We start from the raw sequence: 18,124 nt of genomic DNA, 5'->3' as shown, positions 1-18,124 counted from the left end.
GGATCTGCGGCGGCGCCAATTTCCAAGACCCGGCCGCCGCCCGGAAATTGTGGGCGGCGGCCGGAATGTGACGCGTATCACACGTCGTCAGTTGAGCGTTACCTGACGGTTCACCAGGTTGGCACGGGCACGCCGCTCGTCGGCCGTCAGCGGGGCCGGGTCGGCCAGCGTGGCGGCGAGTCGCTCGGCGAACTCCGCCGCCGGCTTCTCGCAGTCGGCGGCCGTCATCGCCAGCGGCAGGTCCCACACCGGGACGGTCAGCCCGTGCGCGCGGAACGAGCCGACCAGGCGGGTGTCCGGGCCGATCGAGGACGCGTCGGCGGCGGTCAGCCGGGCCAGCGCGTCCAGCAGCTGCTCCTCGGGCACGGTCATCACCCAGCGGAGGTGGTTCTTGTCCGGGGTGCCGCACCAGTAGGCGGAGTCCACGCTCGACAGCTTCTCGGTCGGGATGGCCGAGGCGTTGGCCCGCTCCAGCGAGGCGGCGACCTCGCCGGTGGCGGACTCGGCGTCCTCCAGCCAGAACTCGAAGCCGGTGTGCACGGCCGGCACGAACGGGGCCGTCACGTCGAGCAGGTCCTGCAGGCGGCGGCCGCCCGCGACGGTCCGCCGGGACGGCACGGGCGCGCCGGGCTCGGCGGCCAGCGCCAGCTCCAGTGCGTCCGCCAGGTCGCGGCTCAGGTCGCCGGAGGAGGACTGGGTCTGCAGGCCCAGCAGGATCGAGCCGTCCTGGCGGCGCAGCGCCGGCCAGGCCAGCGGCAGCACGGTCGCCAGCGTCACCGACGGGACGTCACCGGTGGCCTCGTCCGCCACGCCGGCGGCCAGCGTCAGCGGCACCGTGGCGGCCGGCACCAGCTCGCGCAGGGCGACCCAGTCGGCCTCGCCCGCCAGGCCCTCGAACGGACGGTGCACCAGCTCCTGGACGGCGTGCGACGCCTCCCGGCCGTGACAGGCCTTGTACCGGCGGCCCGACCCGCAGGGGCAGTCCTCCCGGGCTCCGACCACGGGAATCGCGCCGGTGGCGGTCGTGGCGGTGGCGGACTGGCTGCGCTGCGGCGCCTTCTTGGCGGCGGCCTTCTTGCCCATGGTGCGGCTCTCCCGGGAACGGTGTCTTCGTGGGACCGGCCGGCACCGGGGGCGGCTTCACCCACCCCGGTGCCCCGGCCGGTCGTGCTCCCGGAAGCCTACTGAGGTTTCCTCACGCGCTTCGCGCGTCGCTCCCGCCCCGCCGGGCGTGCCGCGCCCGCGCCGGCAGTGCCGCCCAGACCGTGACCTCGCCGGGGGCGTCCCGCACCCCCCAGTCGCTCGCCAGCTGGCCGACGATGCTCAGTCCGCGCCCGCCGCGCGAGGTGAGCGAGGGGCTGGACGGCATCGGCCTGGTCGGCGCGCCGCCGTCGGTGACCTCCAGGGTGAGCATCCCGTCCGGGTGCAGGCCCCAGCGGACCAGGACGCCGCCGCCCGCCTCGCCCGTGCTCTCGCCGTCGCCGGTGGCGCGGCCCTGGTGCCCGCCGCCCTGAGGGCCCGACAGGTACCCCGAGGGCACGGCGACCAGGACCGGGTCGACCACCTCGGCCTCGGTGTCGCGGCCCAGGTCGAGCAGCGTCCCGAGCGGTCTCGCGTACCGGCAGGCGTTGCTGAGCAGTTCGGAGAGAATCAGAACCGCGTCGTCCACGACCGATTCCGGTATCTGCCGTTCGCCGAGATCCCGACGCAGCCGACGCCGCGCGACCCCGACGCTGGCCGGGCCGTGCGGCACCGCCATGGTCGATGAAGTCGGCACTTCGCGTGCCACCATCAACGCCACCCCCGGACCTCCTTCAGCGTATGCCGAGGGATGGATGCCCCTTGGGAATGGGTCGGAAACGGGTGCGGGGCGATCCTGCGCGGACATTTCAAGACTTGCGTCAAACATGGTGCGGGAGGTGATTCCGCGCTCACCCTCGGTACATTCCGGACATCGGGAGTCTTCCGACCCGTGGAACACTCCGGTCACCGGACAGTGGGCGATTCGGCGCCACGGCGGGGTCCGATCACCGCCCGCCGTCGGCCGGCGGTGGGCCGGCGCGCTCCGGCGTCCCGGCAGCCCCACGGCCGCCACCCGTCCGCCCCCCGGCCGCCTTCCCGCCCGCGGGCGGGCGGCGACCGTCAGCGGCCCAGTTGGGCGAGCACCTCGGCGGGGCGGTTGGTGATGATCGCGGACACCCCGAGTTCCAGGCACAGCTCGACGTCGGCCGACTCGTCCACCGTCCAGACGTGCACCTGGTGGCCGGCCCGCAGCAGGGCGGGCACCAGCTCGGGGCGGGCGCGGACCAGGTCGATGCCGGGCCCGGCGACGGTCGCGCCGCCCGGCAGCGAACCGCCCGGGCGCAGCCGCAGCGGCAGCATCCGGTCGAACAGGAACACCCGGGAGAACTCCGGGGCCGCCCGCCGCACCCTGCCCAGCGCCAGCGCGGAGAAGCTCATGATCCGCGCCTGCGGCCGGGTGCCGGGCCCGGTGCCGGGGCCGGAGATCCCGTACCGGTCGAGCGCCTTCAGCAGTTCCGACTCCACCCGGCCCCGGAACCGGACCGGGTGCTTGGTCTCGATCGCCAGGTCCACCCGGCGGCCGCAGTCGGCGACCAGCTCCAGCAGGCTCTCCAGCCGCAGCACCGTCCTGGCCTCCGGGTCGCCGACCCCGGCGGCGCCCTTCCAGGAGCCGAAGTCGTACGCCTCCAGCTGCGCCAGGGTCATCGCGGAGACCGCCCCGCGCCCGTCCGAGGTCCGCTGGATCCGGCGGTCGTGCACGCAGACGAGCCGTCCGTCCGCCGTCAGCCGGACGTCGCACTCGAACGCGTCCGCGCCCTCGGCGAGCGCGCGCCGGTACGCGGCGAGCGTGTGCTCGGGCAGGGCCCGGGAGGAGCCGCGGTGCGCCACCACCTGGACGGGCTGTGCGGTGCGGGCGGCGGCGGGGGACAGGTCGGGGCTGGTCACACGGCCAACGATAGGCGGCCCGGATGACGGAACGGCGACGGCGGCCCCAACGTGCGGGGCCGCCGTCGGCCGTGCGGTGAACGGTGCGGGCGGGCGGGCGGGGGTACGCGCTGCCGCCGCGCGGGGCGCCGGGCCTCAGGCCCCGGTGGCCGGGACGCCGCCGGCGCGCCCGGCGCGGGTCAGCGGGGTGAGCGCCAGGGTGATCAGCGCGGGCACCAGGAACCCGAACAGCGAGGCCGAGGTCCAGCTCTGCGGGGTGAAGTGCAGCGCCTCCTGGACGTCCCCCCAGAACCCGACCCACCAGTCCGCGACCGTGGTGGGCGCCAGGAACTGGTACACGGCGAAGCCCAGCACCCACGGCAGCAGCATCAGCCAGCGCGACGGCGCCCGCTCGGAGAGGTCCCAGCCGCGGCGGCCGGCGCCGAAGAAGTAGTCCACCGCGAGCACCGCGAACAGCGGCACGAAGACCGAGCCGATCAGGCCGAGGAAGGCGTAGTACGAGTCGCTGAACTGCTTGATCTGCAGGGCCAGCACCGTGGTCAGCACGCCGATCCCGCCGGTCAGCAGCCGCCGGTCGACCCGCGGGAACAGGTTGTGCACCGACATCGCCGTCGAGTACACGTTCGCGAAGGACTGGTCGGTCTCGCGCAGCACCAGGACCAGCAGGAAGGCCCAGCCGGCCCAGACCCCGGTGAACGAGGAGAAGATCTTCTCGGTGTCACCGCCGGACTGCAGCAGCGCGATCAGGCCGAGCACGTAGCACCAGACCTGGGCGACGGTGTAGCCCGAGAAGGTGCCCCAGAACGAGGCGGCCGCCGTCCGCGAGTGCCGGGTGTAGTCGGCGGCCAGCGGCACGAAGGAGATCGACAGCGCGATCACCGCGTCGGTCGCGCCGAGGAACCCGTGCCAGTTGCCGGCCCCCGGGTCGGGGAAGCCCTGGCGGCCCAGCTGGACGGTGAAGTACACCATCGCCACGCCCACCGCGACGGCGACGTACTTGCGCAGCACGGCGATCGACCCCAGCGGCCAGATCGTCAGCACGGTGGTCACGGCGCCGGCCAGCAGCACGAACAGCCAGCGGTAGCCCTCGGTGCCCGCCACCGTCTGGGCGCCCTGGGCGATCACGGTGAGTTCGAAGACGCCCCAGCCGACGCACTGCGCGATGTTCAGCACGGTCGGCAGGTAGCTCAGCCTGGTGCCGAACAGCCCGCGCAGGTTGGCCATCGCCGGCGCGCCGGTCTTGGCCCCGATCAGGGCGGCGACGCCGAGCGCGGCGGTGCCGATCGCGGTGCCGGCGAGGATCGCGACCACGGCGGCGGTGAAGGACAGCTCCGAGCCCGGTGCGCCCAGCACGGTCGCGGCGGTGCTGAAACCGATCAGGCTGACGCCCAGGTTCAGCCAGAGCGCGAACTGGTCCTTGAAGGACAGCGTGCGCGGCGGTTCGGTGTCGAGGACGAGCGGCGCCTCGGTGCGCCCCGGCGCCTGCGGACGGTCCAGCACGGCGACATCCGTGTGAAGACCCTCGGCGGGTGCGGGGAATTGCGTGGACGCGGACGCGTCCGAAGAAGAGGATGGCGAAGCAGGCGGCATGGCCGATACTCCCTACGCCGGCATTACCCGGACAGGTTCCGGCGGTCAGCGCTCCTTCGCCCGCCGTCCACGACTACCGTGGCGTACGGTCGACCAGCGCACTCTCAGCCTGGAAGAGGTCCAAGCTCCCGCGTGTTCAGATTGAAGCGACAGGCTAGCGGGAGCCGGGAGGAACGCCAAGGCCCGGGCCGCCGGCCGTCCGCATCGCGGGACGCCGGGGGCGGCCCGGCGGCGGCCCGCGGGTGGACCTCGGAGTCCGGTCGGTGGTCGACCGGACGGTCCGCGGGTGGACCGTCGGGGTGGTCCACCGGGGTGGTGCGCAGGCCGGTACGGGGGTGCCGTGTTCGGTGCCGTGTTCGGTCCGGCTAAGGATTCTTATGAGTTCTTCAGAGGGCCCCTTACGGCAATCGAATCCCCCATGAGAAAAACTATGGTTCTTGGTCCTGTCAGCTATGGAGGTCGTCAGTGAGCACCGAGCGCGAGAGTGGGTCCACCGGACCGCAGGAGGAGCAGACCTCCGGCGGTCACGGGGCGGTGGGCCCGGCGCCCGAGAGCCCGGCGCAGCCGCCCGCCGCCGGTACGCCGTCCGCCGGGGACTCCCCGCGGACGCTGGCCTTCGGCAAGCTGAGCGCGCCCGAGCCCGAGCCGGTCGCGGCCGTCGCCCCGGTCGCCCCCGCCGTTCCGGCAGCCGCGCCGTCCTACCTGGACGCGCCGCCGCCCGTGCTGCCCCCGGCGGCCGAGGTCGTCCCGGCAGCGCCGTCCTACCTGGACGCGCCGCCGCCGGCCAACCCGTACGCCACCCCGGCACCGGTCGCCGACCCGTACGCCGCGCCGGCCCCGATCGCCGCCGGCCCGTACGCGGCCGCCCCCGGCACGGGCAGCGACCCGTACGGCGCGCCCGCCGCCCCCGCTGCGGCGGAGCACGCCCACCACCCCTTCGGCGCCGGCCAGCCGCTCGGCGGCTGGGGCACCCAGGACACGGGCGCCGGCGGCACCTTCGGCGGCCCCGGCCAGCCCGGCGGCCCCGGCTACCCGGGCCAGTACCCCGGTCAGTACCCGGGCGGGGCGCCCGGCGGTCCGCGCAAGAAGCGCGGCGGCCTGATCGCCCTGATCGCCGCCGTGGCACTGGTCGCCGGTGTGGCCGGCGGCGCCGTGGGCGTCGCGGTCACCGACCGGGGCGACACGGTCAGCTCCGCCAACGACCACCGCAGCACCACCGTCCCGGCCGGGAACACCCAGAAGAACGAGGCCGCCCCCGGCTCGGTCGCCGCCATCGCGCAGAAGGCGCTGCCCAGCACCGTCACCATCAAGGCGCAGAGCAGCACCGAGTCCGGCACCGGCACCGGCTTCGTCTTCGACACCGAGGGCCACATCCTCACCAACAACCACGTGGTCGCCCCGGCCGCGAACGGCGGCAAACTGACCGTCAAGTTCGCCGACGGCTCGTCCTACAGCGCCTCGGTGCTCGGCCGCGCCGAGGGCTACGACGTCGCCGTGGTCAAGCTCGACAACCCGCCGAAGGACAAGCTCACGCCGCTCCCGGTGGGCAACTCCGACAAGGTCAACGTGGGCGACGCGACCATCGCGATCGGTGCGCCCTACGGGCTGGAGTCCACCGTCACGACCGGCATCGTCAGCGCCAAGGACCGCCCGGTCGCCTCCGGCGACGAGACCGGCGCGCAGGCCTCGTACATGAACGCCCTGCAGACCGACGCCTCGATCAACCCCGGCAACTCCGGCGGCCCGCTGCTCGACGCCACCGGCGCCGTGATCGGCATCAACTCGGCGATCCAGTCCAACTCCTCCGGCAGCGGCCGGGCCGGCAGCATCGGCCTCGGGTTCGCGATCCCGATCAACCAGGCCACCTGGGTCGCCGACACGCTGATCAAGACCGGCCGCCCGGTGTACGCCAAGCTGGACGTGCTGCGCAACGACGACTACAAGGGCGACGGCGCCCAGATCCAGACCAACGCCGTCCAGGGCACCCCCGCCGTCACCCCCGGCGGCGCGGCCGACAAGGCCGGCCTGAAGCCGGGCGACGTCATCACCAAGCTCGGCGGCAGCCCGATCGAGAACGGCCCGGCCCTGGTCAGCAAGATCTGGACGCACAAGCCCGGCGAGACGGTCGACGTGGAGTACGTCCGCGACGGCAAGACCGGCACCACCAAGGTCACCCTGGGCGAGCGCACCGGCGACAACTGACCCGCCGGCCCGGCCACCCACGCCCCCGGCGGCCCCGACCCGCCCGGCAAACCGGGTGCACCGAACCCCGCCGGAACCGTTAGGCTGACCTCCGCCTGGAGAGCTGCCCGAGCGGCCTAAGGGAACAGTCTTGAAAACTGTCGTGGCGTGACCCGTCACCGTGGGTTCGAATCCCACGCTCTCCGCCGGAGAACGGCCCCCGACCGCATGACGGTCGGGGGCCGTCGGCGTTCCCCGGCGGGTCTGCCCGGCGTCAGCGGGCCGGAGGTCGCCGGGCTCGTCCGGGCCGGTGGGGTCGACCGGGACGGTCCCCGGGGTGCACCGACGACCGGTCGATGCGTCGGGGCTGCCGCCGTCGGCCCGGTGGCCTGCCCCCGGCTCAGGCCCGGTGCCCGTCCAGCTCCAGCAGGTAGTCCGCCGCGCCCGCGACGTCGGCGGTGGCGTGGTCCGGGGTGGCCGGCTGGTCGGCGGTCCAGGGGTGGCCCGCGGAGATCCAGAGGGAGCGGATGCCGGCGGCGGTGGCGCCGGTGATGTCGGTGGCGGGGTTGTTGCCGACCATCCAGGTGGCGGGGGTGAGGGGGTGGCCGCAGCGTTCGGCGGCGATCCGGAAGACCTCGGGGTCGGGCTTGCGGGCGCCGGCCTCCTCGGAGATACAGACGGCGTCGACGTGGTGGTGGATCCCGGCCGAGACGATCTTGGCGCGTTGGACGTCGGTGACGCCGTTGCTGAGGATGCCGACGGTCCAGCCGGCCGCGCGGAGCCGGTCGAGGCCGGTGAGGTCGGCGGGTTCGTGGGTGACGTCGGCGGCCAGGGCGGCGACGTAGCCGGCCCACAGCTCCCCGGCGCTCTCGGCCAGGCCGAGGGGTTCGCGCAGGGCGGCGAAGGTCCGCGGGCCGGTGTGCTCCTTCAGTGCGGCCGCGACCCGGCGGGTGGCGTCCTCGTCGAGTCCGCGGGCCACGCAGAAGCGGGTCAGGGTGTCCGCGACCGGGACCTTGCGCTCGATCAGGGTGTGGTCGAGGTCGATCAGGACGAGCTTCGGCATGCGGCCGACCCTAGGCCCGCGCCGGCCTCCCGTCCGGGGCCGACACGGCGTCACCACCCGTTCTGTCGCAGGTCGCGGGTGTTCGTCGGGTGTGCGTCGGTCGGTGGGGCGGATGTTCGACTCAGGGGTCACGCCAGGTTCGGCGACCTACTCGATCGAGTGGTTTGAATACGATCTGAGGGCTTGCGTTCCGCTTTTGCCGTTCGCTGGTGGATCGCGGGCGAACGGATCCCGCACCGCCCCCGGACGCATCTCCGGGATCTTCGGTATGTCCAGGAGGCACCTCATGGCCTGGTACCCCGGCGCTGAGCGCATGGAGCTGCAACCCGAATCCGACGGCCAACCGGCCATCGTCCCGACCCAGTTGATCCTGCACAGTATTGCGGCGCCGTGGACGCCGCAGCGGATCTTCGAGTACTGGCGGGACAGCACCAACCTGGAGAGCCACTTCGGCCTCGGGTACGACGGCGCGATCGCCCAGTACATCGGCACCCAGACCCGCGCCGACGCGAACATGTACGCCAACCGCCGCCCGGACGGCACCGGCGCGGTCTCGGTCGAGACCGCCTCGAACCTCCAGCACACCGACCCGTGGACCGCCGCGCAGATCGAGACGCTGATCCAGCTCGGGGTCTGGCTGCACCAGCAGCACGGCATCCCGCTGCGGGTCTGCCGCACCTGGGACGACCCCGGGTACGGCTACCACCGGATGTTCCCGCAGTGGTCGGACGGCGGGACGGCCTGCCCGGGCGACGCCCGGGTGCGGCAGTTCCTGGAGGCGGTGCTGCCGGGGATCGTCGCGCGGGCGGGCGGCAGCGGCGTGCCCACCCCGCGCACGCCCCCCACCCCGGTCCCGGCTCCGGAGGCCACCCCGGCCCGCTACCAGGTGGTGATCAACCGGCTGGCGTACGGCTACGGCGCCCACGGCCCGCAGGTCCGCGAGGTGGGCGAGGCCCTGGTCGCCCGCGGCCACGGCTCGCACTACCGGTCCGGGCCGGACGAGGACTGGCGGGACGCCGACACCCTCAACTACGCCGACTACCAGCGCTCGCTCGGCTACCAGGGCGAGGACGCCGACGGCGTCCCGGGAGAGGAGTCGCTGCGCACCCTGCTGGGGTACATCCCGGCCCCGCGGGTCGTCTCGCTGGCGCACGTGCGCGCCGCCGCCCGTACGGACCCGGGTGCCGGGCAGGGCCACACGACGTACGGGGACGAGGTGCGGATCGTCGAGCAGGCCCTGGTCGACGAGGGCCTGCTCGATCCCGTCTGGGTGGACGGCTCGCTCGGCAGCAGGACGGTCGAGGCGTACGCCGGGTTCCAGCGCCGGCTGGGCTACCGGGGCGCCGAGGCCGACGGCATCCCGGGCCAGCGCAGCCTGACCGAGCTGGGCGACCGGCACGGCTTCACGGTCACGGACTGACCCGGGCGGCGCAGCGGAGAGGGGGCCGAACGGAGAGGGCGGTGCAGCGGAGAGGGGGGCGGAGCGGAGCGAGGGGGCCGGGGCGGAGTGAGGGGGCCGGGGTGGCGACCCGCCCGGAGGGTGGCGGGGCCGCCCGGGGGTTGACCATGACACCGTGTGAGGCCTTGGAGTAGGAGGCGTCATGTTCACCATCGGAGACTTCGCCAAACACGGCCGGGTGTCGGTCCGCATGCTGCGTCACTACGACGCGATCGGACTGCTGCGCCCCGCCCTGGTCGACCCGTTCAGCGGCTACCGCCACTACGAGGCGGAGCAGCTCGCGCGGCTCAACCGCGTCATCGCGCTCAAGGACCTCGGCTTCACGCTGCAGCAGGTGCAGGCCGTCCTGGACGAGCAGGTGGGCGCGGAGGAGCTGCGCGGGATGCTCCGGCTCCGCCGGGCGGAGCTGGCCGCCGCGATGGCCGCGGACGCCAGGCGGCTGGCCCAGGTCGAGGCGAGGCTCCGGACGATCGAGAGTGAGGGTCGGATGCCTGCCGACGACGTTGTGATGAAGAGCATTCCCCCCGTCCGGGTGGCCGAACTGACCGCCGTCGCGGCCGGTTACGGGCCGGAGGACATCGGCCCGGTGATCGGACCGCTGTACGACGAGCTGTGCCGCCGGCTGGTCGCGGCCGGGGTGGGGAACTTCGGTCCCGGGATCGCCTACTACGAGGACGCGCCCGGGGACGGCGAGGCCGTCCTGGTGCACGCCGGGATGACGGTCGCGGTGGAGCCGTCGGACGGGTACGACTTCGCGGTCGTCGACCTGCCCGCGGTCGAGAGTGCGGCGACCATCGTGCACCGGGGGTCGATGGACGGGATCATGCCGACCGTCCAGGCGATGGCCCGCTGGATCGACGGCAACGGGTACCGCTCGACCGGGTACGCCCGCGAGCTCTACCTGGAGTGCCCGGAGGACCGGGACAAGTGGGTCACCGAGATCCAGGAGCCGGTCACCAGGGGCTGACCCCCTAGTCCGGCCGGTCCCCCGGGATCCCCACCGCTCCTGCCGCGGTCGCCCCGACGCCCCTCGCGCCGGGGCGGTCCGCGGTGTGGGCGGGTGCTTGCCGGGGCCCGGGTGGCGGGGCAGAGTGCGGGGGAGGTGGGACGGCCCGCGCGGTGAGCGATCGGAGAACGCGATGAGTGACCTGACAGACCGTCTGGCGGAGGGACTGCCGCCCGGCGCGCTGGCGGTGGACCCGGACGTGACCGCCGCCTACCGACGCGACATGGCGGGCTTCTGCGAGGCCGGAGCCCCCGCCGTGGTGGCGTTCCCGGAGACGGTCGAGCAGGTGCAGCACGTCATGCGGGTCGCCACCGCCCTGCGGGTCCCGGTGGTGCCGCAGGGCGCCAGGACGGGACTGTCCGGCGGTGCCAACGCGGTGGACGACTGCATCGTGCTGTCGATGATCCGGATGAACCGGATCCTGGAACTGGACCCGGTGAACCGGATCGCCGTGGTCGAGCCGGGCGTGGTGAACGCCGAACTCTCCCGGGCGGCGGCCCGGTCGGGCCTGGCGTACCCGCCGGACCCGTCGAGTTGGGAGTCCTGCACGATCGGCGGCAACATCGGCACCGGCGCGGGCGGGCTCTGCTGCGTCAAGTACGGGGTGACCAGCGAGTACGTGCTGGGTCTCGACGTGGTGCTGGCGGACGGGCGGCTGCTGTCCACCGGCCGGCGGACGGCCAAGGGGGTCGCGGGCTACGACCTCACCCGGCTGCTGGTCGGCTCCGAGGGCACCCTGGGCGTGGTGGTGCGGGCCGTGGTGGCCCTGCGGCCGGCGCCCGCACCGCAGTTGGTGCTGGCGGCGGAGTTCCCGAGCACCGACGCGGCCTGCGCCGCGGTGTGCGAGGTGATGGCGAAGGGCTTCACGCCCTCGCTGATGGAGCTGATGGACGGCGTCACGGTGCGGGCCGTCAACGACCTCGCCCGGATGGGGCTACCGGAGTCGACCCGGGCGCTCCTGCTGGTGGCCTTCGACGGGCCGGACCCGGCGGCCGAGCTGGCGGCGGTGGGCGAGCTGTGCCTGGCGGCGGGGGCGACCGAGGTGGTCCCGGCCGAGGACCAGGCCGAGTCGGAGATGCTGCTGGAGGCGAGGCGGCTGTCGCTGACGGCCCTCGACCGGCTGGGTACCACGATGATCGACGACGTCGCGGTGCCGCGCTCGCGGATGGCCGAGATGCTGAACGGCGTGGCCGCGATCGCCGAGCGCTGCTCGCTGACCATCGGCGTGGTCTGCCACGCGGGCGACGGAAACACGCACCCGATCGTCATCTTCGACGCGGACGACCCCGAGCAGGCGGCCCGGGCGAAGCAGTCCTTCGACGAGATCATGGGGCTGGGGCTGGAGTTGGGCGGGACGATCACCGGCGAGCACGGGGTGGGCCTGTTGAAGCGGGACTGGCTGGAGCGGGAGCTGGGGCCGGTCGCGGTCGAGCTGCAGCGGCAGTTGAAGGCGGTCTTCGATCCGCTGGGCATCCTCAACCCGGGGAAGGCGGTCTGAGGTGCCCGCGGTCTGAGGTGGCTGTGGTCCGGGGCGGCCGTGCGACCGGGCCCGGCCCGGGGCAGGGCGGGGGTGCCGTGGATCCGAGTGGCTGAACAGATGATTTTCACCGCAATTCCTCTGCTTTCACGAATGGCTTGAAATATCGACTTGGATGGCTGACCGCACCCTGGAGGGGGCGTGTTGGCAACGGCTCGCGCCCGGGTGGTGCGGGCCGTTTCGCATGCGCGCCGTTCACGCCGCCTCCCGGGGCTCAGGAAAGGGCTCGCCGGGGCGGCCGTTCGGGCGAAATGGCAGCTGAATGCCCGTGTGTCGGTCGCCGATCGGTCGATCCGGCCGATATTCGGATCCGGCCCGATGTCACGCTAATGGGCGAAAAAGGATGGCGGGGGTGGTGCTTTGTCGATTTGTTGCGGAAGTCTGTTCCTCGGCGTCGCAGCCCGCAGATGTTCGTCTGGCCGCGAACTTCCGCACAGATGGCATGACTTACAGCTTTTACGGAGGATCTCATGACTCGATTCCGCACCGTTCGCACCCTCGGTCTGATCGCTGCCCTTCCGCTCGCGGCGGGGCTGCTACTGGTCGGCGCGGGTGCCGCGGTCGCCGACAACGGCGCACTGGCCGGTGACGGTTCGAACAGCAGCGTGGTGTCGAACATCGGCAGCGGCAACATCTTCGGATCGGTCGACGGCAACTACAACGCGACCCAGCAGACGGCGACGGGCTCCGGCGCCTCGAACCAGAACAACACCCTCGGGGTGAAGGACAACGCCGGCCTCGTCTTCGCCGACCAGTCCAACAAGAACCTCAGCGTGGTGTTCAACCCGGTCTTCGCGCCGACCTTCGACTGAGCAGCCACCGCGGCGACAGCCGCCCGAGCAGCACCTCGCGGAGCCGAAGGCGGCGCGAGGGAGCACGGCGACGGGCACCGCGGCGGTCCGACAGGTACACCGACGGCGGGGGCGCCGGAGGTGGCCAGGGGTCGGTCGGCCGGCGGCCGGGGGTGAGCTGAGCACCCCCGGAGCGAGCTCGAAGACCGTACGAGCCCGCACGACGACACCGTGCGGGCCTGCCTCACCGGGACAGCGGAAAGGGTCACCGCGTACCGGCCTCGTGGGCGGCGCCGAACACCGGCGCCGCCCACCGGCACGTCCGGCTGCGGTCGGTCACGCCGGGTGCGGCCGGTCACCCCGGTCACCCCGGTCACCCCGGTCACCCCGGTCACCCCGGTCCCGGTCGGGCCACGGCCGGGCCGTCCCGCGCGGACCGCTCCGCCGGCCGGACGCCGCCGGGTACGGTGGCGCTCGCGTGGTGGCGCCGCGCGACCGGTGAGTACGGAGGAGAGACCATGGCGAGTGACCCGGCGAACACCCCTCGGCCCGCCGGGCCGGACCCGAGCGCGGTCGCCGCACTGTTGGCCGGCCGGCCGCCGATGGCCCGCCCGCTGCCGTTCTTCGAGCCCGAGGGCGCGCCCGACGCGCCCGGGCCGCTGTTCGCGGACTGGCTCGCCGGGGCGTTCGCGGCCGGGGTGCTCGACCCGCAGGTGGTGACGCTGTCCACGATCGGCGCCGACGGCCTGCCGGACGCCCGGGCGCTGGTGCTGCGGGACGTGGACGCCGACGGCGGCGGCTGGATCTTCGCCATCGACGCGGACAGCCCCAAGGGCCGGCAGCTCGCCGGCCACCCGGTGGCGGCGATGACGCTGTACTGGCCGCTGCAGGGCCGGCAGGTCCGGGTCCGGGGGGCGGTCGAGGCGGCGCCGCGGGAGGTCTCGGCCGCCGAGTTCGCCACCCGGTCGCCGGGTGCGCGGGCCGCTGTGCTGGTCGGCCGGCAGAGCGAGCCGTTGGCGTCGCTCGCCGACTACGACCTCGCCGCGGACCGGGTCGGCCGCCTGCTGGACCTGGACCCGGCCGCCACCGCCCCGACCCACACCGTCTACACCCTGCGCGCCCGGGAGGTGGAGTTCTGGCAGGGCGACCAGAGCCGCCGGCACGTCCGCCTCCGCTACACCAGGACGGACGCCGGCGATCCCGCGGAGACCCGCTGGGAGCGGACGCTGCTCTGGCCCTGAGGCCGTGCGTACGGGACCCGGGGACCCCATGAGATCCGGTGCCCTGACGGCGCGTCCGGGCAGGGGATCGGTCGACCGGCGCCGGGGCCCGGCGCCGGTCGACCGGGGCTACCGGCGCCCGGTCAGGGTGGCGCCGACGCTCGCGGCGACCACGCAGCCGATCCCGACCAGCTCCGGCCAGCCGAGCAGCTGGTGCAGCACCAGGAGCCCGACCAGCGCGCTCACCGCCGGCTCCAGGCTCACCAGCACGCTGAACACGCGCTGCGGCATCCGCCGCAGCGCGGTCATCTCCAACGCGTACGGGATCACCGGCAGCAGCAGTGAGACGCCGGCCACGGCGAGCAGCAGCAGGACGGGGGAGACACCGGGCGCGGTCAGCCCGTGCCAGGCCTGGCCGAGGCCGAACGGCGCCAGCACGACCGTGCCGACGGCCATCGACACGGCCAGCCCCTGGAACCCCTGGAAGGCCGCGCCGACCTTGTCGGTGAACAGGATGTACACCGCGTAGCAGGAGGCCGCGCCGAAGGCGCACGCGAGGCCGACCGGGTCCAGCGAAGAGCCGCCGCCCCCGGCGCCGGTGAACAGGGTCAGCAGCGCCACCCCGCCGCCGGCCAGCAGGGCCCACAGCAGGTGGGCGGCCCGCCGGGCGAAGACCAGGGCGACGGCCAGCGGGCCGAGGAACTCGATGGTCGCGGCCGTCCCCATCGGCAGCCGGTCGACCGCCGCGGCGAACAGCAGGGTCATCCCGGCGGAGGCGACGCCGAGCAGGGCCGCCGCACCCAGGTCGCGCGGACTGCGCCCGCGCAGCCGGGGGCGGGCGACCGCGAGCAGGACGGCGGCGGCGAAGCCGAGCCGGAGGAAGGTCGTGCCGCCCACCCCCAGCTGCCCGAACAGCGGCTTGGAGAGGGCGGTGCCGATCTGCACGGTGAACATGGCCACCACACAGAGAAGCGGCGCCGGGATTCTCGCCGGGCGCCGCAGCAGCTTCGAGGTCCGTCGGCCGGGTGTCCGGCCGGCGGTGGTGCCCGGTGGTGCCGACGCCGGCCCGTCGGCCGTGCCGCTGTCGCCGCTTCGTCGCCAGCCGCCGCGCTCACCGGCGGGCTCGCCCTTGGGGGCGGGCGGCATGGCAAGGGACTCGGCCGTGGCGACGGTGGCGCCGGGCCGGGCCGGGGCGGCGGGAGCGGTCGGTTGGGGAGCGGGCATGCCAGCGAGTGTGCCGTAAGGAGTGCGGTGGCGGCAAGCTCGTTACCAATATATGGACGTACCAGGACGGGTCCGCCGAAAGAGTGGGCCGGGAAGGCCCCGACGGCCCTGTCGCCCGGATCATCGGACGATGCGTCAGTACCAAGGGACCGTGCGCTATCTCCGCCCGACCTCCCTCGCCGCCGCCTCCCTGGTGCTGCTCCTCGCCACCGACGGCGGCGCCGGTGGCGGTGCGGAGGCGCTCGCCGCCACGGCCGCCGCCAGCCAGGGCCCGCCCCCGCCGCCCCGGATCCGCGCCACCGTCCTGGACGACCCGGCCGGGCCGCCGGCGGGGCAGCCCGGGCAGGTCTTCAGCGGGGCCGGGTTCGACACCTGCACCGCCCCCTCACTGGAGACCATGAAGGCCTGGCGCACCGACTCGCCGTACGGCGCGGTCGGCATCTACACCAGCGGCGCCCAGCGGGCCTGCGCCCAGCCGAGGCTCACCGCCGACTGGATCCGGCAGGCCCGCGCGATGGGCTGGCGCTTCGTCCCCACCCACGTCGGCCGGCAGGCGCCCTGCCGCACCCAGCCCGGCAAGCCCGGGCACATCGACCTCGCCGACGCCGTCCGGCAGGGCCGGGAGGAGGCCGCCGCCGCGGTGCGCGGGCTGAAGGCGGTCGGGCTCGGCAAGGGGAGCCCGGTCTACCTGGACATCGAGGCCTACCCGCGCCAGGACGCGGCCTGCGGTCAGGCCGTGGTCGACTTCGCCCTGGGCTGGACCCAGGCCCTGCACGCCGCCGGGTACCGGTCCGGGTTCTACTCCAGCCTCGACTCCGGCATCGCCGACCTGGCCGCCGCCGCCCGGGCCGGCAGCTCCCCGCTCCCCGACGCCGTCTGGTACGCCCGCTGGGACGACCGCGCGACCACCGACACCGACTCCCTGCGCGGCCTCTGGAACGGACGGCAGCGCATCCACCAGTTCCACGGCGACGTCGAGGAGACCCACGGCGGCGCCACCCTCACCGTCGACCGCAACCAGCTGGACGCCCCGGTCGCGGCCTGAGCCCGAGCCGTGCGGACGCGCCGGGCGACAAGGGGTCGGAGCACCGGGGGAGACGGGTCCGGAGCGCCGGGCCCGCCCGCTCCCCGATCACGACGGACGGGGGCGGTGCGCCGGTCGCCGTGGCCCAGCCGTGACCGGCGCAACGGGGGTCGGATGCTGACATCCGCCCTCCTGAGCGGCAGAATCGGCCTCGGACGCCCCTCGTTACCGTCGGGTAGCCAAGCCAGGAGCCGCCAGGTCAAGGAGGACCCGCGTGTTCAGCACCATGCAGGACGTACCGCTCACCGTCGCCCGGATCCTCGTGCACGGATCCACCGTCCACGGCCGCTCCACCGTGACCACCTGGGACGGCACCGGCCCGGTGGTCAGGACGTACGCCGAGGTGGGCGCCCGGGCGGCCCGGCTCGCGCACGCGCTGCGCGACGAGCTCGGCGTCACGGGTGACGACCGGGTGGCGACCCTGATGTGGAACAACGCGGAGCACCTGGAGGCCTACCTGGCCGTCCCGTCCATGGGCGCGGTGCTGCACACCCTGAACCTGCGGCTGCCCGCGCACCAGCTGTCCTTCATCGTCAACCACGCCGCCGACCGCGTGATCGTGGCGGACGGCAGCCTGCTGCCGCTGCTCGCGGCCGTGCTGCCGCAGCTGAACCCGACCCTCCAGCACATCGTGGTCAACGGCGAGGGCGACCGCTCCGTCCTGGCCGGCTTCGCCGGGACCGTCCACGACTACGAGGCGCTGATCGAGGGCCGCCCGGCCGAGTACCCGTGGCAGACCGACATCGACGAGCGCCAGGCGGCGGCGCTCTGCTACACCTCCGGCACCACCGGGGACCCGAAGGGCGTGCTGTACAGCCACCGCTCGGTCTACCTGCACTGCCTCCAGGTGATCGCGGCCGACAGCTTCGGGCTGACCGCCCGGGACACCGCGCTGCCGGTCGTCCCGATGTTCCACGTCAACGCCTGGGGCATCCCGCACACCGCCTTCATGTCCGGGGCCAACCTGCTGATGCCGGACCGCTTCCTGCAGCCGAAGCCGCTGGCCGCGATGATCGACCGGATCAAGCCGACCGTCAGCGCCGCCGTCCCGACCATCTGGAGCGGCCTGCTCGACGAGCTGGACGCCGGTGACTACGACACCTCCACGCTGCGGATGGTCGTGATCGGCGGATCGGCCTGTCCGCCCGCCCTGATGAAGGCCTTCCAGGACCGTCACGGCATCAGCGTGGTGCACGCCTGGGGCATGACCGAGACCTCGCCGCTCGGCACCTTCGCCCTCCCGCCGGGCGGCCTGACCACCGAGCAGGAGTGGCCCTACCGCCTCACTCAGGGCCTGTTCCCCGCCTCCGTCGAGGCGCGGCTGGCCGGCCCGGCCGGCGAGTTCGTGCCGCACGACGGCGTCGCGGCCGGCGAGCTCGAAGTCCGCGGCCCGTGGATCGCCGGCGCCTACTACGGCGGCGCGGGCAACGACCCGGAGCGTCCGGACGACAAGTTCAGCGAGGACGGCTGGCTGCGCACCGGCGACGTCGGCACCATCACCGCGGACGGCTACCTGACGCTGACCGACCGGGCCAAGGACGTCATCAAGTCCGGCGGCGAGTGGATCTCCTCGGTCGAGCTGGAGAACGCCCTGATGGCCCACCCGGAGGTGGCCGAGGCCGCGGTGGTCGCCGTGCCCGACGAGAAGTGGGGCGAGCGCCCGCTGGCCACCGTCGTGCTGCGCCCCGGGGCGGTCGCGGGCCTGCCCGAGCTGCGGGCCTTCCTCGGCGAGCGGGTGGCCTCCTGGCAGCTGCCGGAGCGCTGGTCGATCGTGGCGGCGGTGCCGAAGACCTCGGTCGGCAAGTTCGACAAGAAGGTGATCCGGGCCTCGTACGCGGCCGAGGAGCTGCAGGTCACCGTCCTCGGCAAGTAGCCGCCGGACCCGTCCGGGCGCAACGCCGTCGGGGGCGGCCCCACCGCCGGGGGGGGCCGCGGGGGGTGGCGGGGCCCCCCGGCCCCCGGGGGGCCCCGCCCACCGAACGGGGGGCCCGCCCGGCCCCCG

Annotated in this window: 14 protein-coding genes, 1 tRNA gene and 1 riboswitch; of the genes, 9 read left to right on the top strand and 6 right to left on the bottom strand. The window is 74.2% G+C overall.

Annotation, left to right across the window (positions count from 1 at the left end; genetic code table 11):
- Window positions 1–87: 87 nt before the first annotated feature.
- The 4 genes from ACFTWP_RS06125 to ACFTWP_RS06110 form a co-directional block, all read right to left on the bottom strand.
- On the bottom strand, window positions 88–1,083 hold the full coding sequence (locus ACFTWP_RS06125) for a DUF5926 family protein (protein WP_380263055.1): 996 nt from the start codon (window positions 1,081–1,083) through the stop codon (window positions 88–90).
- A gap of 112 nt (window positions 1,084–1,195) precedes the next feature.
- Window positions 1,196–1,669, bottom strand: coding sequence for an ATP-binding protein (locus ACFTWP_RS06120; RefSeq protein WP_380263054.1), 474 nt, complete (start codon window positions 1,667–1,669; stop codon window positions 1,196–1,198).
- Window positions 1,670–2,142: 473 nt separating this feature from the next.
- Window positions 2,143–2,967 (bottom strand): glycerophosphodiester phosphodiesterase family protein, encoded by an 825-nt coding sequence (locus ACFTWP_RS06115; protein WP_380263053.1) that lies wholly within the window; start codon window positions 2,965–2,967, stop codon window positions 2,143–2,145.
- A gap of 135 nt (window positions 2,968–3,102) precedes the next feature.
- Window positions 3,103–4,467 (bottom strand): purine-cytosine permease family protein, encoded by a 1,365-nt coding sequence (locus ACFTWP_RS06110; RefSeq protein ID WP_380263052.1) that lies wholly within the window; start codon window positions 4,465–4,467, stop codon window positions 3,103–3,105.
- A gap of 82 nt (window positions 4,468–4,549) precedes the next feature.
- A riboswitch (TPP riboswitch) is annotated at window positions 4,550–4,699 on the bottom strand.
- Between the two features lie 323 nt (window positions 4,700–5,022).
- On the opposite strand from ACFTWP_RS06110, the gene ACFTWP_RS06105 reads away from it, so the two are divergent.
- Window positions 5,023–6,759 carry a S1C family serine protease gene (locus ACFTWP_RS06105; RefSeq protein ID WP_380263051.1) on the top strand — a complete coding sequence of 579 codons (1,737 nt, stop codon included), beginning with the start codon at window positions 5,023–5,025 and terminating at the stop codon, window positions 6,757–6,759.
- Between the two features lie 97 nt (window positions 6,760–6,856).
- A tRNA-Ser gene (locus tag ACFTWP_RS06100) sits at window positions 6,857–6,944 on the top strand.
- 194 nt (window positions 6,945–7,138) lie between these two features.
- Here ACFTWP_RS06100 and ACFTWP_RS06095 read toward each other — a convergent pair.
- Complete coding sequence (locus ACFTWP_RS06095) at window positions 7,139–7,801, bottom strand: HAD family hydrolase (protein WP_380263050.1); 663 nt, start codon at window positions 7,799–7,801, stop codon at window positions 7,139–7,141.
- A 286-nt stretch (window positions 7,802–8,087) separates the two neighbouring features.
- Between ACFTWP_RS06095 and ACFTWP_RS06090 the strand changes: the two genes are divergently transcribed.
- The 5 genes from ACFTWP_RS06090 (at window position 8,088) to ACFTWP_RS06070 (ending at window position 13,835) form a co-directional block, all read left to right on the top strand.
- A complete protein-coding gene (locus ACFTWP_RS06090) occupies window positions 8,088–9,221 on the top strand; it encodes a peptidoglycan-binding protein (protein WP_380263049.1) in 1,134 nt (377 codons plus the stop codon).
- Between the two features lie 181 nt (window positions 9,222–9,402).
- Window positions 9,403–10,227: a MerR family transcriptional regulator gene (locus ACFTWP_RS06085; RefSeq protein WP_380263048.1), complete on the top strand. Its 825-nt coding sequence runs from the start codon at window positions 9,403–9,405 to the stop codon at window positions 10,225–10,227.
- A gap of 172 nt (window positions 10,228–10,399) precedes the next feature.
- On the top strand, window positions 10,400–11,764 hold the full coding sequence (locus ACFTWP_RS06080) for an FAD-binding oxidoreductase (protein ID WP_380263047.1): 1,365 nt from the start codon (window positions 10,400–10,402) through the stop codon (window positions 11,762–11,764).
- A gap of 509 nt (window positions 11,765–12,273) precedes the next feature.
- Complete coding sequence (locus ACFTWP_RS06075; protein ID WP_380263046.1) at window positions 12,274–12,615, top strand: hypothetical protein; 342 nt, start codon at window positions 12,274–12,276, stop codon at window positions 12,613–12,615.
- A 497-nt stretch (window positions 12,616–13,112) separates the two neighbouring features.
- Window positions 13,113–13,835 (top strand): pyridoxal 5'-phosphate synthase, encoded by a 723-nt coding sequence (locus ACFTWP_RS06070; protein ID WP_380263045.1) that lies wholly within the window; start codon window positions 13,113–13,115, stop codon window positions 13,833–13,835.
- Between the two features lie 108 nt (window positions 13,836–13,943).
- Here the strand turns inward: ACFTWP_RS06070 and ACFTWP_RS06065 are convergent, their stop codons facing one another.
- Window positions 13,944–15,038 carry a DMT family transporter gene (locus tag ACFTWP_RS06065; protein ID WP_380263044.1) on the bottom strand — a complete coding sequence of 365 codons (1,095 nt, stop codon included), beginning with the start codon at window positions 15,036–15,038 and terminating at the stop codon, window positions 13,944–13,946.
- A 130-nt stretch (window positions 15,039–15,168) separates the two neighbouring features.
- On the opposite strand from ACFTWP_RS06065, the gene ACFTWP_RS06060 reads away from it, so the two are divergent.
- Window positions 15,169–16,083, top strand: a complete 915-nt coding sequence (locus ACFTWP_RS06060; protein WP_380263043.1) for a DUF1906 domain-containing protein — start codon at window positions 15,169–15,171, stop codon at window positions 16,081–16,083.
- A gap of 253 nt (window positions 16,084–16,336) precedes the next feature.
- Window positions 16,337–17,995 carry a long-chain fatty acid--CoA ligase gene (locus ACFTWP_RS06055; RefSeq protein WP_380263042.1) on the top strand — a complete coding sequence of 553 codons (1,659 nt, stop codon included), beginning with the start codon at window positions 16,337–16,339 and terminating at the stop codon, window positions 17,993–17,995.
- Window positions 17,996–18,124: the final 129 nt, after the last annotated feature.

This window comes from Kitasatospora sp. NPDC057015 (genome assembly GCF_042673745.1).
Taxonomy (GTDB): domain Bacteria; phylum Actinomycetota; class Actinomycetes; order Streptomycetales; family Streptomycetaceae; genus Kitasatospora.
The sequence above is the reverse complement of the archived record's forward strand: the minus strand, read 5'-3'. Positions and strand labels throughout refer to the sequence as shown.